The organism is Dyella silvatica (genome assembly GCF_026283955.1).
Taxonomy (GTDB): domain Bacteria; phylum Pseudomonadota; class Gammaproteobacteria; order Xanthomonadales; family Rhodanobacteraceae; genus Dyella_C; species Dyella_C silvatica.
The window spans coordinates 1-15,424 of record NZ_JAPDPE010000068.1; the positions used below are offsets into that span (position 1 = coordinate 1).

The 15,424-nt window shown below is 62.2% G+C and carries 15 protein-coding genes and 1 pseudogene; 12 read left to right on the forward strand and 4 right to left on the reverse strand.

The annotated features are described in order from the left end of the window. Positions 1-602 (forward strand): polyprenyl synthetase family protein (locus OUZ52_RS13955; RefSeq protein ID WP_266159022.1); only part of this gene is annotated, 602 nt, incomplete at its 5' end. A gap of 57 nt (positions 603-659) precedes the next feature. Continuing rightward, on the forward strand, positions 660-1,247 hold the full coding sequence (locus tag OUZ52_RS13960; protein WP_266159023.1) for a hypothetical protein: 588 nt from the start codon (positions 660-662) through the stop codon (positions 1,245-1,247). A 67-nt stretch (positions 1,248-1,314) separates the two neighbouring features. Here OUZ52_RS13960 and OUZ52_RS13965 read toward each other — a convergent pair whose 3' ends face one another. From OUZ52_RS13965 to ubiH, 3 genes are all read right to left on the reverse strand, one after another. Then, positions 1,315-2,103, reverse strand: coding sequence for a dienelactone hydrolase family protein (locus OUZ52_RS13965; RefSeq protein ID WP_266159024.1), 789 nt, complete (start codon positions 2,101-2,103; stop codon positions 1,315-1,317). A gap of 68 nt (positions 2,104-2,171) precedes the next feature. Then, positions 2,172-3,422, reverse strand: coding sequence for a UbiH/UbiF/VisC/COQ6 family ubiquinone biosynthesis hydroxylase (locus tag OUZ52_RS13970; protein WP_266159025.1), 1,251 nt, complete (start codon positions 3,420-3,422; stop codon positions 2,172-2,174). Further along, positions 3,419-4,630 carry a 2-octaprenyl-6-methoxyphenyl hydroxylase gene (gene ubiH, locus OUZ52_RS13975; protein WP_266159026.1) on the reverse strand — a complete coding sequence of 404 codons (1,212 nt, stop codon included), beginning with the start codon at positions 4,628-4,630 and terminating at the stop codon, positions 3,419-3,421. The genes OUZ52_RS13970 and ubiH overlap by 4 nt, the downstream gene beginning before the upstream one ends. 283 nt (positions 4,631-4,913) lie before the next feature. On the opposite strand from ubiH, the gene OUZ52_RS13980 reads away from it, so the two are divergent. The 4 genes from OUZ52_RS13980 to OUZ52_RS13995 are packed head-to-tail and all read left to right on the forward strand — an operon-like array spanning position 4,914 to position 7,720. Then, entirely contained in the window at positions 4,914-5,519 is a 606-nt protein-coding gene (locus OUZ52_RS13980; RefSeq protein ID WP_266159027.1) for a hypothetical protein, read from the forward strand. After that, on the forward strand, positions 5,516-6,211 hold the full coding sequence (locus OUZ52_RS13985; RefSeq protein ID WP_266159029.1) for a hypothetical protein: 696 nt from the start codon (positions 5,516-5,518) through the stop codon (positions 6,209-6,211). The genes OUZ52_RS13980 and OUZ52_RS13985 overlap by 4 nt, the downstream gene beginning before the upstream one ends. Before the next feature lie 13 nt (positions 6,212-6,224). After that, entirely contained in the window at positions 6,225-6,794 is a 570-nt protein-coding gene (locus tag OUZ52_RS13990; RefSeq protein ID WP_266159031.1) for a cob(I)yrinic acid a,c-diamide adenosyltransferase, read from the forward strand. A gap of 5 nt (positions 6,795-6,799) precedes the next feature. Beyond that, the gene (locus tag OUZ52_RS13995; protein ID WP_266159032.1) at positions 6,800-7,720 is read left to right on the forward strand and encodes a histone deacetylase family protein; all 921 of its coding nucleotides are present in this window, start codon (positions 6,800-6,802) and stop codon (positions 7,718-7,720) included. A 49-nt stretch (positions 7,721-7,769) separates the two neighbouring features. Here OUZ52_RS13995 and msrB read toward each other — a convergent pair whose 3' ends face one another. Beyond that, entirely contained in the window at positions 7,770-8,171 is a 402-nt protein-coding gene (gene msrB / locus OUZ52_RS14000) for a peptide-methionine (R)-S-oxide reductase MsrB (protein ID WP_266159033.1), read from the reverse strand. A gap of 95 nt (positions 8,172-8,266) precedes the next feature. Here msrB and OUZ52_RS14005 point away from each other — a divergent pair, with 95 nt between their 5' ends. The 6 genes and pseudogenes from OUZ52_RS14005 (at position 8,267) to OUZ52_RS14030 (ending at position 15,313) form a co-directional block, all read left to right on the forward strand. Further along, positions 8,267-10,747: an LPS-assembly protein LptD gene (locus OUZ52_RS14005; protein WP_266159034.1), complete on the forward strand. Its 2,481-nt coding sequence runs from the start codon at positions 8,267-8,269 to the stop codon at positions 10,745-10,747. 36 nt (positions 10,748-10,783) lie between these two features. Beyond that, positions 10,784-12,139 (forward strand): peptidylprolyl isomerase, encoded by a 1,356-nt coding sequence (locus OUZ52_RS14010; RefSeq protein WP_266159035.1) that lies wholly within the window; start codon positions 10,784-10,786, stop codon positions 12,137-12,139. A 28-nt stretch (positions 12,140-12,167) separates the two neighbouring features. Continuing rightward, a complete protein-coding gene (pdxA, locus tag OUZ52_RS14015) occupies positions 12,168-13,160 on the forward strand; it encodes a 4-hydroxythreonine-4-phosphate dehydrogenase PdxA (protein WP_266159037.1) in 993 nt (330 codons plus the stop codon). A gap of 97 nt (positions 13,161-13,257) precedes the next feature. Next, positions 13,258-13,955: pseudogene (locus tag OUZ52_RS14020) on the forward strand (ribosomal RNA small subunit methyltransferase A). 109 nt (positions 13,956-14,064) lie between these two features. After that, the gene (apaG, locus tag OUZ52_RS14025; protein WP_266159051.1) at positions 14,065-14,448 is read left to right on the forward strand and encodes a Co2+/Mg2+ efflux protein ApaG; all 384 of its coding nucleotides are present in this window, start codon (positions 14,065-14,067) and stop codon (positions 14,446-14,448) included. 13 nt (positions 14,449-14,461) lie between these two features. Then, positions 14,462-15,313: a symmetrical bis(5'-nucleosyl)-tetraphosphatase gene (locus OUZ52_RS14030; protein WP_266159038.1), complete on the forward strand. Its 852-nt coding sequence runs from the start codon at positions 14,462-14,464 to the stop codon at positions 15,311-15,313. Positions 15,314-15,424: the final 111 nt, after the last annotated feature.

The window sequence follows — 15,424 nt, forward strand, 5'->3', positions numbered from 1 at the left end:
ACATGCGCATCATGCGCATCCTCGCCGACACCACCAACACCATCGCCCAGGGCGAGGTGCTGCAACTGCTTAATATCGGCAACGCCGATGTCGACGAGGCCGCTTACCTGGCGGTGATCGAACGCAAGACAGCGGTGCTGTTCGCCGCGGCCACCGAGCTGGGCGGCATTCTTGGCGGCCTGCCCGAGGCACAGGTCAAGGCGTTGCGCGATTACGGCATGCAGCTGGGTTACGCGTTTCAGATCGCCGATGACTTGCTCGACTACGTATCTGACGCCGACACGCTGGGCAAGAACATCGGCGATGACCTGGCCGAAGGCAAACCGACCCTGCCGCTGATCTATGCCCTGGAAAGCACGCAGTCGGACCCCGCCGGCGCCGAACAAGCGCAGTCGTTACGCCACGCGATCGAACACGGCGGCCTGGATTCGCTCGACCGCATCATCGCGGCCATTCGTGATTCGGGCGCGCTCGAACGCACCCATGCGCGAGCCGTGGCTCATGCCGATGCCGCACGGGCCGCGCTGGAGGCATTGCCCGCTTCGACCCATCGCGATGCACTAGCCGCACTGGCTGATTATTCGGTACAACGCAGTTATTGATCGCGGTCGCGTTTCAAAAACCCTCTGACTTATCAACGATTCGGCATGGAGGCTGATGTGTTCAAACATATTTTCCGGAAAAAGAGCGCCCCGCCCGGCCACGTCACGGCCACTCTCAACGCGCGCAGTCAGCCGCTGCATCGCGGCGAAATCTATGAGGACCCACTGAGCGAGTTGCTGCGCGAATACGATCTGGGTGAAATCAATGGCGGCGGCACCATGCAGGCGGTCAACGGCGAAGTCGAATATTGCGATATCGAGATCGAGCTGAAGTCGCTGTCCGAGCAAAACCTGGCCCGGATTGGCAAGCTGCTGGAGCAATTGGGCGCACCCAAGGGTTCGCGGCTGACCGTGGAATCGAGCGGTCAGCAGCTGCCGATCGGCCTCAACGAAGGCATGGCGGTTTACCTCAACGGCACCGACCTGCCCGACCAGGTCTACGCCGAATGCGACTCCAATGTGGTCTACAGCGAATTTGATCGTTTGCTGGAACAGGCCGGGCGCGTGCATAGCTACTGGCAAGGGCCGACCGAAACCGCCTTCTACATGTACGGCCATTCGTTTGCGCAGATGAAAACCCTGCTACACGATTTCATGGCCAGCTATCCGTTGTGCCAACGGGCGCGGATCGAGCAAATCGCCTGACCGCAAGGCTTAGGTTCGGGGGAGCATATCGCCAAGCGACCGCTCCCCCTCTAACGGACCATTGAGATTACGGCGTACCGGCGAAGGCGGCATGTAGCCAATCGTGCATCAACCGATAGCTGCGCTGCGCGGCACGCTCGTCGTAGCGGCAACCTTCTTTGTTCTGGCCTTTCTCGGTAAAGCAGTGCACGGCATTGCCGAGCACCACAAATTGCCAATCGGCCGGGCTGGCGCGCATTTCGTCCATGAACTTATCGGCATCGGGCATGGTGCCCTTGTCGTCGGCACCGTTCATCACCAGCACACGCGCCTTGATCTGTTTTGACAGCGCGGGATTATCGGTGGTCAGCCCGCCGTGGAAGGACACGACCGCGGCGATGTCCGCACCGCTACGAGCAAGATCGAGTACCGCGGAACCGCCAAAGCAGAAACCGATCGCGGCCAGATGCGCGACATCGAGCGGTGCGTCCTTGGCCTGCGCCTTCAATTGATCCAACGCCGTGCCGATGCGCTTACGCATCAATGCCCGGTCGCCGTACAGCGGCTTGACCGCCGCCATCGCCTGATCGTCGCTGGTCGGGCGAACCTTCTGACCGTACATATCGGTCACCAGAATCACGTATTGCTTGCCGGCAATGCCATCGGCCTTGGTCAAGGCGTCATCGTTGACACCGTACCAGTTCGGCACCATCACCAAGCCCGGGCGCTTTGCGCTGACCGCGTCGTCGTAAACCAAGACGCTGTGGAAGGTCGTGCCGTCGAGATTCCATTCCACCGGCTTGTGCACCATTTTCGCCTGTGCGGCGAAAGAACAAGTGGCGAGCAAGAGCAAACAGCCAAGTCGAGCCATACGCATTGCGAAGTCCTCACGGTAGTTGAATGGTGCGGGCATCTCATCGTTTACGCTGAGATGGGTACTGCTATTCAAAGCCCAGCGGCGTGCCCTGCGATGCGCCGCTTCAGGGGTGCCAGGCGATCGAGCACACGCACACCCAGCCCACGTGCAGCCACCAGCGGGGGCGCCTGCCATGCGTAGATACGCGCCAAGGCATCGAAACCTAACGCGTCAAGCGTATCGGCGCTGCGCCGACGTCGCGCGTAGCGGCGCAGCACCTGCGCAGCGGCGATATCGCGGCCAGCCTCGCGCGCGGCGACCAAGGTGTCGCGTAGCTCGGCCACATCGCGCAACCCCAGGTTCACGCCCTGCCCGGCCAGCGGATGCACCGCATGGGCAGCGTCGCCCAGCAAGACAAAGCGATCAGCCTGATAGCGCTCGGCCAATTGCAGCTTGAGTGGAAACGCCGCGCGCGGTGTGGTGGCGGTGATACGGCCCAGCCGGAAATCGCTGGCGACACCTAACGCGTTGAGAAAACCGGCATCGTCCAAGGCCAGCACCTGTTGCGCTTCGTCCTCGGGCAGTGACCAGACGATGGAGCTACGGCCATCGGCCAGCGGCAGCAGCGCCAGCGGCCCGCTCGGCAAGAAACGCTGCCAGGCGGTTTTTTGGTGCGCGCGCTCGGTGACGACGTGAGCGACGATGGCTCGCTGGGTGTAATCGCGCCCCCGCGTGGCAATACCGGCCAGCTGACGCAGCGGCGAGCCAGCACCGTCGGCAGCCACCAGCAAGCGCGCCGACAAGGGCCCGCCGTAAGCTTGATCGACACCGGATGACTCGGCATGGAGCAGATCGAGCTGGATACGCTCCTCACGGACCTCGAATCCACGCACCTCAGCCGGGCACAGGCGGCGGACACCGGCGGCGTCAAGCGCCTGCCACAGTGTCCACTGCACCAGATTGTTCTCGACAATGTAACCGAGCAGCTCGCGATGCTCGGTGGCCGCGTCGAAATCGATGGCCGCGCCGTTCTCGGCGTCCCATACATGCATGTGCGCATATGGGCTGCTGCGTGCTTGGCGAATAGACGCCCAAACGCCAAGCTCATCCAACAAGGCTATCGAGGATGGCGCCAATCCAACCACGCGCAAATCCACTTCATCGGTAACTTGCCATGGCGCCGGAGCCCGCGCATCCAACAGCGCGGTAGCGAATCCGGCACGTGCCAGGGCGAGCGCCGCGGCGGCCCCCACCATCCCGCCGCCGACCACCGCGACGTCCAGCGAAGGGCCGCGTCGACGAGCGCCGTCGCTGCGTGTCGATAAGCTCGTCGTACTCATGGCAAGGACTCCAGCACGGCTTGCGGTGGTTGATCGCGAAAGCCCATTCCGCGCCAGGCAAGTGCTTGCTGCAACGGCGGCAGGCGGTCGCAGGCCAGCAAGGCAAGCGAGCGCAGCGGGCCAAGCAAAGGTTGCTGCAGGCAGGCCAGGCGGACCAGGCCATGACTCATCGTCATCGTGCCTTCGCGGTCTGGCTCGCGGCGTGCCGCATAGTTTTCTAATAAGGCCGTAGCGCCGGGATCGGCGGCATGGGCCACCAGCTCGGCCAAGGTCAGCGCATCGCGCAAGCCAAGGTTGAAACCCTGCGCACCGATGGGGTGCACGGTTTGCGCCGCGTTACCGACCAACACGGCGCGCGGCCCGATCAGGCGTTCGGCAGCCACCCGGTGGATGGCATAGGGGTGGCGTTTGCCGGGGCGGCTTAAACGCCCCAGGCGCCAGCCGAAACGCTGCTGGGCAAGGGCGATAAACGCCGCGTCGTCCATGGCTGCCACCGCATCCGCCTCGTCAGCCGACACGGTCAGGATTAAGCCGCAACGGCGCTCGGCCAACGGCAGCAAGGCCACCGGGCCACTGTCGGCGAAGCGCTCATAGGCGCGGTTTGCATGATCGCGCTCTGGCGTCACCGTGCAGACAAAAAGAGTTTGTTGGTAGTCCTGTCGCTGCGCGCCGATATGCAACTGATCGCGCACGAATGACCCGGTGCCATCGGCGCCCACCAGCAAGCCGGCATCAAGCTGCCGAACGCCATCAGGTGTACGAACGTGTGCCTGCCAACCGGTCGCCGACGACTCCAGCGCGTGCAAGGTGGCGGGTGCCAAACGGGTCAGCCGCGTGCATTCATCGAGCCGGTGCAACAAGGCGGCGCCAAGCTCGCGGGCCGGCAGGGTCCAGCCCAAGGCGTCGACACCATGCTTGTCCGCATCCAATCGGACGCTGCCAAATTCACCGCTGCGACTGACATGGATATGCCGGATCGGCGTGGCCTTCGCCGCCGCGTGCGGCCACACGCCAATCGCCTTGAGCCCGTTCACGGTGGCGCGAGACAAAGCCAGGTTGCGCTCGTCATAGCTGGGCTGGGCATCGACCCGCGGCGCTGCCGCTTCGACCAGGGTGACCGCGCAACCGGCAGCGTCCAGCGCAATAGCCAGACTGGCACCGACCAAGCCACCGCCGACGATCAATACAGGGGATGAGGAGGAATCCATGGCACTCATGGGCGGCAATGATACGCGTTGAATGACGGTTGCTGTTCCTTGGGGGGAACCGGCATAAAAAGCAGGGGCGATAAAGCAAGTACAAAAAAGATCCAATAAAGAACGTGGCACTTCACCCCCGACGTTCACGTCACCTGTTCCCCATCCCTCGCTCCCCGCTTGCAGTTCCGCTAGCCGCAGTCCCCCCTCTCCAAACCGACCACTCCCTGCTCCCCGCCCTCAATCGGCTAAACTAGCCGCCCTTGCAACACACCGCCCGACCACGGAGCAACTCATGGCTACCACGCTCACCCGACGCCTCGGCATTTTCCTGGCGCTCGCCCTGGTAATGGCGGCGACCCGCTCGCATCACTTTTTGCATCATTTCGACTACCTGCCCGACGCCTCCATGGCGGTGTTCTTTCTTGCGGGTTTCTGGCTGCGCGGCTCCGTTCGCTGGGCTTTTCCGTTGCTGATGGCGTTGGCGGTGTTGATCGACTATGTGGTGATCACCGGCCAGGGCATCGATTTCTGGAGTCATTACTGCGTCTCGGCGGCCTATTGGTTTCTGGTACCGGCCTATTTCAGCCTCTGGCTGGGCGGCAGCTGGCTGGCCGGCCATTACAAGGGTCTGCGCCTGCCGACCCTGGCGCTTGCCGCCGCAGCCCTGCTGGTCAGCGAGGGTATTTCTTATTTGATCTCCAACGGCAGTTTCTACTGGATCAGCGCCAGCGTGCCGCAGCCGCGTAGCTTCGGTGCATGGTTTGCCAATCTGGGCGATTGGTATGTGATCTTCCTTACCTCCACGGCGATCTACGTGGGTGCCGGTGCGGTACTGCACGTGCTCGTCAGCCAGCTGGTCAAGACCTTGGGGCATAACGCCAGCCATACGGCACGATGAGCATGCTTGGTGCGCCAGGGGATGCCAGCAAAAACCGCACTGAGCGCGTGTTTTGCTGGATCTGGCGCATCAACGGCTTGATGTTCTTTGTTTTTGGCCTGCTGATCGTCATCAGTTATCTGACGGATTGGCAACGGCAGTGGAAGTCTCGACTTAGCTCGCCGCAGGGTGCTTCGTCACAAGCAAGCGCGCCTGCCGAGCCGGCTAAACTTCCCGCCTTGGGGCTGGGCTCGTTTGAGCCTGTCGCAGGTACCCGCGTGTACACCGCACAGCTATCTGAAAATTACTACGGCAACTCCCCCGAGTACGTGCTTGATGCTGCGCAGCGAGTGAATCACAACACCTTGTTTTACGACGCTGCGACGGGGGCGAATCACTGGCTTTTTGCCGATCATGCGGAAGTGATCTGCAAACTGGATGCGCTCAGCGCAAACGATCCCACCGACACGGCGCCCAGCGCTTGGGCCTGGTCGAAAACCGAAGCTGGCGGTAGTTATCGTATTGGCCTTGCCGACATCGACGGCAACCACGCCGAAGCATTGATCGAAGCTGACGCCTGCCTGGAAAAATCCTTTCTGCAAGCAGACGGCACGGCCTTGCTGTTCTACACCCATGACGGCAAGCCCCAGGCTAGCCTGATCGACGTGGCGCATCGTCGTATCCTTCGTACCGACACGCTATTAGCACCTTGAACCGGAACCACTGATGGGCAACCGACTTTCCAAGATTTACACCCGCACGGGCGACGATGGCAGCACCGGCCTCGGCGATGGCTCACGGGTCGCCAAGGATTCACTGCGCGTTGCTGCCTACGGCACGGTGGACGAGCTCAACAGCACCATTGGCATGGTACTGGCCGCCGATGGTGTCGATGACGCCGTGCGTGAAGTGTTGACCCAGGTGCAGCACGACTTGTTCGACCTGGGCGGCGAGCTGTGCATTCCCGGCATGGCGATGATCGAGGACGGCGACATCGACCGGCTTGAGCAGGTGCTGGACGGCTTCAACGAGCCATTGCCGCCCTTGAAAGATTTCATCTTGCCGGGCGGCGGCATGGCCGCCTCTTGCGGCCACTTGGCGCGCACCGTATGTCGGCGTGCCGAGCGTGAAGTGATTGCCCTGGGTCGCGTGGAAGAGATTCGACCGCAGGCGCAGCGCTATCTGAACCGGCTGTCTGATCTGCTGTTCGTACTTTGCCGCGTGCTGGCTCGCGCGAGTGGTCACGGCGAGGTGCTGTGGCAACACGAACGCCGCCGTAAACCCAAGACCGACTAACCGGCATGCTGCGGCTTTATACCCACCCGGCCTGCTTGCAGCATGACCCCGGCCCTGGCCAGGCTGAATCACCAGCGCGCCTGCGTGCCGTGTTGCAAGCGCTGGACCACGACCGCTTCGCCGCGATCGATCGCGTCGAAGCTCCGCGCGCCAGCCGTGAACAGCTGTTGCGGGTGCACGATGCCGCCTATGTCGAGCGCCTTCTTTCCAGCGCACCGGCCAGCGGCACGCTTCGTCTGGATGAAGACACCTTGATGTCGCCAGCATCTGCCGAGGCCGCGCTTCGCGCCGCAGGTGCGGTAGTCGCTGCGGTAGATGCCGTCATCGCGGGGCGTGACGGCCACGCTTTTTGCGCAGTGCGGCCGCCCGGCCATCACGCTACCGCCGACCAGGCGATGGGCTTTTGCCTGTTCAACAATATTGCCGTGGCGGCCGCGCATGCACTCGCCGCGCACGGTCTGAAGCGGATCGCCATCGCCGATTTCGATGTCCATCACGGCAATGGCACGCAAGCTATTTTTGCCACCGAACCGCGGGTGTTGTTTATCTCTAGCCATCAGTCGCCGCTGTATCCGGAGACCGGCCGTGAGGACGAAAGAGGTGTCGGCAATATCGTCAACGCGCCGCTTTCGCCAGGCGATGGTTCTTACGAATTTCGTGAGTTGTGGGACGGCATGCTGCTGCCACGGCTGCACGCCTTCAAGCCGCAGCTGGTGCTGGTGTCGGCAGGCTTCGACGCGCACCGCGATGACCCTCTCGCCGACCTGCGCCTGAACCACGAAGACTTCGCCTGGATCACCGAGCGCCTGGTCGCCCTGGCCCCTGCGCACGCGGGTGGCCGACTGGTCTCCAGTCTGGAGGGCGGCTACAACCTCAGCGCCCTGGCGGCCAGCGCCACGGCGCATGTGGGCGCGCTCCTCGATTGAGAAACACGCCCCGGCTCGAATGGGGCACCGCGGGTCAGGAGCGCAGGCTTTACTTGGTTGGCACGAAATCCAGCGCTACCGAATTGATGCAGTAGCGCAAGCCGGTCGGCTTGGGGCCATCGGGGAAAACATGCCCCAAATGCGAACCGCATTCTGCACAACGGACCTCGGTACGATGCATGCCATGGCTTTCGTCTTGATGCGCACTGACCCCCTCGCGCAGCATCGGCTGGAAGAAGCTCGGCCAGCCGGAGCCGGAGTCGTACTTGGCATCGGAGGCGAACAAGCGCGCCCGGCACGCCGTACACACGTAGGTACCGGCCTCTTTGTGCTCATACCACTTGCCGCTGAAAGGCGCCTCGGTCGCCGAGCATCGGCACACGGCGTATTGCTCCGGGCTCAGTTCGGCACGCCATTCGGCATCGCTCTTGTTCAGTTTGCTATGACTCATGCTGAATTCTCGTTGGCAACGGTGAGGGGATTACCTGCCCTAGATGGGGGCTTTCTGCTAGCTTAACGATCCTTCAAACCCAACAGATTGCCATCGTGACGCCTACGCTACGCCACATGCCCGCGCGCCGCCTGCTTGCGGTTGCAGCCGCCCTCGCCCTGGCCAGTGGCCACGCCGAGGCGAAAAATAGCCAACACCGCAAAGCATCACTCGATGGCGAGGTGCCGGCTTGTCCGCTGGGTTCGTTCCATTGTCCGGCCCGGCCCGACAGTTACGCCATGTGCCGCCCGAACGCACTGCTTGAGTTTTACGACCCTAGCATGAGCAAGGACAGCTCGGTTCGCGACACCTCGAACACGCTGGTGTGGGCCGAGAACGTCGACAGTTCGAATCAGACGGTCTATCACTTGAGCGGACAGGTCAAGCTGCAGCGCGCCGACCAGCTGCTGCAGTCGGACACCGCTGACTACAACAGCGACACCACCGACTACGACGCACGCGGCCATGTGCGCTACCAAGAGGCGGGGCAACTGGTTGCCGCAGACCACGTCAGCGGCAATACCGATGCCAGCCACGGCCTGGCCAAAGACAACGTGCGCTATCAGATGCTGACCTCGCGCGGCAATGGCATTGCGACACAGGGCGAAATGCTCGATGCGGACCATAGCCGCTACAGCATGGCCACGTATTCCACCTGTGACCTGGGTCATCATGTCTGGGAAGTGCGCGGCAAATCGATTCTTATCGACAAGGTGAAGGGCCGCGGCGTGGCGCGTGATGCGACCATGCGGGTGGGCAAGGTCCCGTTCTTTTATATGCCGTACTTCACTTTTCCGATCGACAACTCGCGCCAGACCGGCTTTCTCACCCCGGTCATGAGCAATACCAGCCGCGCCGGCTTTCGCATTCTCGCGCCGTACTATTTGAATCTGGCGCCGAACTACGACGCCACGCTGACCCCTGCCCTTTACACCAGCCGCGGCCCGATGCTGGGCAGCGAATTTCGTTATATGTTCCAGGGCGGTTACACCGGCCAGTTCAACCTGGAATATGTGCCTAAGGACAACGGCGGCAACGACGGCACCATTACCCAGACCAAGGGCGATACGCGCTACCTGGTCAAATACCTTAGCGTTTCGCATCTATGGCAGAGCTGGTCGCTGACCACCAATATCAATCACGCTTCTGACCGCAACTACCTGTACGACTTCGGCAACGATCTGTACAACAGTTCGATCGGTACGCTGACCTCTAGCGTGTATGTGGTGGGTGGCAGCAGCTGGTGGAATGCGCAGATCGGCGGTGACGTTTACCAAAACGTCAACCCGTTCCTGCCCGATAGCATCAACCCGTATAACCGGTTGCCACGCGCCGCGCTGAACATCAATGTACCGATCAACCATTGGCTTGAGTTCGGCATGAACGACGAAGCGGTGGCCTTTAGCAAAAAGCAGTATTTGTTCACCCCGGTGAATGGCGTTACCACCCATCAGCGTAACTTCATCGATGGCGACCGCCTCGACCTGTACCCGTACATGGCCGCCTATTTTCAGGGCGCCTCGTGGTTTGTCCGCCCCAAGCTGGCCTACCGCTATACGGCTTACCAGCTCAACGGCAACTACCAGAACTACGGCTACTCGAACGGGCTGACGGAGTGGCTGGGCCCGAACCAGACCTCGCCCTACACCAGCCGCACGCCCAGTCGCGGGCTACCCGTCGCCAGCGTGGATAGCGGGCTGATCTTCGATCGCAGCACCTCGCTGTTCGGCACCAGCTACACACAAACGCTGGAGCCGCGCCTGTATTACCTCTACGTGCCCTACCGCAATCAGAACAATTTGCCGTTGTTCGATACCAACCTGATGTCACTGGACTATTGGCAGCTGTTCTCGCCCAACCAGTACTCCGGCGCGGATCGGCAGATGAACGCCAATAACCTGACCGGGGCCGTTACCACGCGCCTGCTGGACGACAACGGTGTGGAGCGGCTCTCGGCCAGCTTTGGCCAGATCCACTATTTCACCCAGCAACGGGTGCAGTTGCCCAATAGTCAGACCACGGTTACCCCGGCGACCGACTGGTCCAGCTCGGACTACGTCGCCCAGCTAAACATGCAGCTGAACGACCAATGGCGCGTGAGCACCCAGTACCAGTGGAGTCCCAACACCCGCCAAACCGACCTGGGCGTATTCGAGCTGCAGCACCGCCTGAATAACAACGGCATCCTCAATTTCTCCTATCGCTACCGCCGCGGGCTGCTGGAACAATACAGCGCCTCTGCGGTCTACCCGGTCTCGGATCGTTGGAGACTGCTGGGGAGTTGGACCTGGTCTGCGCTGGATCACAAGACGATCGAGGCACTGGCTGGCGTTGAATATGACAGTTGCTGCGTCGCTCTGCGGGTGGTCGATCGCAATTACGTAAATCTGGGTTATTCCGGTTACGGTCCGCCACCGCCGGGCACCATCTCCAGCCGCAACAATGCCGTGATGTTCGAAATCGAATTCAAGGGTATGGGCTCGTCCAGCACGCAGATCGAACCAATGCTGCGACGTGATATTCTTGGCTATCAATAAATTACATATGCCCCTGCTGGGCCGGGTTCCATACTGATGAAGCAATCCTTTGCTACCTTCCTGTTCGCGGTTGCGGCCGCAACAGTCCTGCCCGCCCACGCCCAGCTGTTGCCTCAGGCCGCTGCGTCAGGCAATCAGCCGCTGGACCGCATCGTGGCCGTGGTGGATGAAAGCGTGATCCTGCAAAGCGAGCTGAACGAAGCCGTTCGCTCGGTGCAGCAGCAATACGCCAGCGACCCCAGCCAGTTGCCGCCGATCGACGTGCTGCGCCGCCAGGTGCTGGACCGCCTGGTACTGATGAAGCTGCAGATCGCGCGCGCCAACGATCAAGGTGTCCGCGTTTCCGATGCCGACATCGACCAGGCCGTTGCCGGTGTCGCCCAGCAGAACAAAATGACTCCCGAGCAGCTGCGCAGCGCGGTGGAGCAGGAAGGCTCCAGTTTTGCCGCCTTCCGCAAGCAGCTGGGCGATCAGCTGATCGTGCAGCGCCTGCATGAAAGCGTAGTGCGCGATTCGGTGAATATCACCGACAGCGAGATCAACAACCTGCTCGCCAGCCCGACGTACAAGGCGGGCGAGGTACATCTGGCGCATATCCAGATCAGCGTGCCCAGCGGCGGTACCGCGGCCGATATCCAGACGGCGCAGACCAAGGCCGAGCAGGCTGTCGCCGCCATCAAGGGCGGCATGGATTTCAACGCCGCGGCCATCCGCTACTCCGATGCGCAAGACGCCCTAGAGGGTGGCGATCTGGGCTGGCGCCGCATGGACGAAGTGCCACCGGCCTTCGTCGAGGCCATCACCACCATGAAGCCGGGCGATGTGACCCCGGCCCAGCGTGGACCCACCGGCTTTCATATTCTCAAGCTGGTGGATCAGCGCGCGCCCAGCCGCCAGGTCATTACCGAATACAAGGCGCGGCAGATTCTAATCAAGCCCAGTGAGCTGCTGACGCCGGACCAGGCGCACCAGAAGGCGCAGGATCTTTACAACCGCATCGTCACCAAGCATGAAGATTTCGCCAAGCTGGCGAAAGAAAACTCCAAGGACGACACCACCGCTAATGCCGGCGGCGACATGGGCTGGTTCCCGCAGCAGGCCTGGGGCACCGCGGTGTCTCAGCAGCTCGGCCAGCTGAAGGACGATCAGGTTTCGCAGCCGTTCCAGACCGAGGCTGGCTGGCACATCCTGCAGCGCCAGGGCGAGCGCCAAAGCGATCGCACCACTGAGATCGAACGCGACCAGGCGCGTCAGGCCATCGGTAACCGCAAGGCCGAACAGGCGTTTGAGGACTACCTACGCGAAATGCGTTCCGGCGCCTACGTCAACATCCTGGTGCCTGAGTTGCGTGACGCGGAAAACACGCCTAAAGCGCAGGACAAATCCTCCTGATATCGCCCATCCCAAGATCAATGCCTCAATGACCTTGAGCGCCCCCGCCCTTCCCCGGCTCGCCGTTACCGCAGGCGAGCCGGCTGGCATCGGCCCCGAGCTATTGATCCGATTGGCCGCCACTTCGCTGGCGGCCAATTTCGTTGCGGTCACGGATCGCGCGCTGCTGCAACGCGCCGCCGTTCGTTGCGGACTGCCGCTTGAACTGATCGACGACGACGGTACCGCCGTGTATCAGCGCCGCCCTGGCTCGCTGCGTCTACGGCATGTGCCGCTGGCCATCGAGGAAACCCCCGGCCGGCCCGATCCACGCAATGCGCACCACGTGCTCGCCACCCTCACCGAAGCGGCCGATGGCTGTATGGCCGGCCGCTATGACGCCATCGTCACCGCGCCGCTGCAGAAGTCCTCGATCAACGAAGCCGGCATCCGTTTCAGCGGCCATACCGAGTTTTTTGCCGAGCGCGCCCGCGCCGACGTCGTCATGATGCTGGCCAGCCCGGAGCTACGCGTTGCCCTGGTCACCACGCATCTGCCGTTGTCGGCGGTCTCCGCGGCGATCACCCGCGAGACACTGACGCGCACGTTACGTATCGTGCAGGCCGAGCTGGTCGTCAAATTCAAATTGGCAAAGCCACGCATCGCCGTGCTCGGCATCAATCCGCATGCCGGCGAAGGCGGTCATATGGGGCACGAGGAAATCGATACGGTTATTCCTGTGCTCAACGCCTTGCGCGACGAGGGCATGTTGTTAATTGGCCCTTTGCCCGCCGACACGGCTTTCGTCCCAGCCCAGCGCGAACGCTATGATGCCGTGCTGGCGATGTATCACGATCAGGCACTGCCGGTGCTGAAAAGCGAAGCTTTCGACCGCACCGTCAACCTTACGCTGGGCCTGCCCTTTATCCGCACTTCCGTTGACCACGGCACGGCGCTGGACCTGGCCGGTAGTGGGCAGGCTGACCCGGCCAGTTTGATTGCCGCGGCCCAGATGGCCATGAATCTCGTGGCGCCGAGTTAATCGCGCACCGGACCACTTATTTTTCCGTCGCCTGTGTTGGATTCAACATGAGGCGACTGATTGAGGCGAGGCATCCACCTTGCCGGAAACCCTTCCAATGAATGCTCGTCCCAAAAAAAGCTTCGGCCAACACTTTCTGCATGACAAGCGCTATATCGAGCGCATCGTTAGCGCGATCTCACCGCGTGCCGATGATTTCGTGGTCGAGATCGGCCCCGGCGAAGGCGCACTGACCCTGCCCTTGCTTGCCGCCGCCGGCAAACTCACCGCCATTGAACTCGACACCGACCTGATTCCCGGCCTGCAGGCCCGCGCCAACGAGGTCGGCGAGCTCAGCATCGTCCATGCCGATGTACTCAAGGTCGATTTCAGCGCGCTCGCCCACCGCCAGGGAGTCGAGCGGCTGCGCATCGCCGGCAACCTGCCTTATTACATTTCCAGCCCCATTCTGTTTCATTGCGTCGCGCACACCGCCGTCATCGAAGACATGCACTTCATGCTGCAGAAAGAAGTCGTCGATCGCATGGCGGCCGAGCATTCCGGCCGCCGCCGAAAGTGGATTCAGCCGTTGTGCGGCTGACCCCGCTGCCGCCCGAACAATTACACGATGCCGACCCCGAGCGCCTGTACGCCATCGTCAAAGCCGCTTTTGCGCAGCGTCGCAAGACACTGAGCAACGCACTGAAACAATTGCTCGACAGCAGCGCCATCCGCAGTGCCGATGTAGACCCCAAAGCACGCGCGGAAACCCTTGCCCCGGAAGACTTCGTGCGCCTGGCCAAGCTGCCCGCCTAAGCGCAGAAACCATGACCAACGCGATCCCTGCCTGGCCTGGGGCGATAAAGCCGCCCCTTCGTTAAAACAGGTTTGCCCCATGCATCGCGGCAACCCGTACAATCGCGGCATGACCGAAAAATCTTCCTACACGATCGGCGTGCAGGTCGAAACCCGTTTCGTCCCCGACCAGTCCAAGCCTGCCGACGATCGTTACGTGTTCGCCTACACCATCACCTTGCGTAATAACGGTGACGTACCAGCGCGCCTGATTACCCGTCACTGGGTCATTACCGATGCCAATGGCAAGGTGGAAGAGGTTCGCGGTGAAGGCGTCGTCGGCGAGCAGCCCTGGATGCGTCCGGGCGATGACTATCAGTACACCTCTGGCGCCGTGCTGGAAACCGCGGTGGGCACCATGTACGGCAGCTATCAGATGCTGGCCGATGACGGCACCCACTTCGAGGCGCCGATTCCACCCTTCACCCTTTCCATTCCGCGTACCTTGCACTGATGGTGCAGCGCTGATGGCTACGTATGCGATCGGCGACCTGCAGGGCTGCTATCCCGAACTGCAACGCCTACTCGAGAAAATCCGCTTCGATCCCGCCCAGGATCGTTTGTGGTTTTGTGGCGACCTGGTCAACCGCGGCGGCCAGTCGCTGGACACCTTGCGCCTGATCCACAACCTGCGCGAGCAGGTCATCGTCACCCTGGGCAATCACGACCTGAGCCTGCTGGCGATTGCCCAGCGCAGGCCGGAGGCACAGTCCAAGGTCAATCCGGAACTGCGCGAGGTGTTGTTCGCCGAGGACGCGCCGGTGCTGTTCGAATGGCTGCGCAGTCAGAAACTGCTACATCACGACGAGCGGCTCAACTGGACCATGGTGCATGCCGGCCTGGCCCCTTCCTGGACGTTGCGCCAAGCCCAGCGTGCCGCTCAGGAAGTGGAGCGTGAGCTGTCCAGCCCGCGTCATCCGCGCATCCTGAAGAACTTGTTCGGCAACCGGCCGACCGCCTGGTCGAGCCGCCTGCAAGGTATCGACCGGATGCGCGCCTCGATCAACACACTGACGCGGATGCGCTTTTGCGACATCCACGGTCATATTGATTTTGAGGCAAAGGGTGCGCCGGGGACGCAGAAACCGGGCATGTATCCCTGGTTTGAGGTGCCGGGCATGCGCCGGCGCGAGTCACGCGTCGTCTGCGGTCACTGGTCGGCGCTGGATCGCTTTGCGGGGCTGGGTATTTACGCCATCGATACCGGCTGCGTCTGGGGCGGCAAGCTCACCGCGCTGCAACTCGATAGCGAGGAGCCTCGCTATATCACCGTCAATGCCGAGCCACACCGCAAGCGTCCACCGGGCGGCGGCGACTGATTCAGTCGCTGCAACGGCAGTGCCTCTCGCCACCTGAAGCATCGGCTCCATCGCTCATCGGGCGATGCATCGCAACGCGCAACGTGGACTTTAATCCGGGCGTAAGCGGGG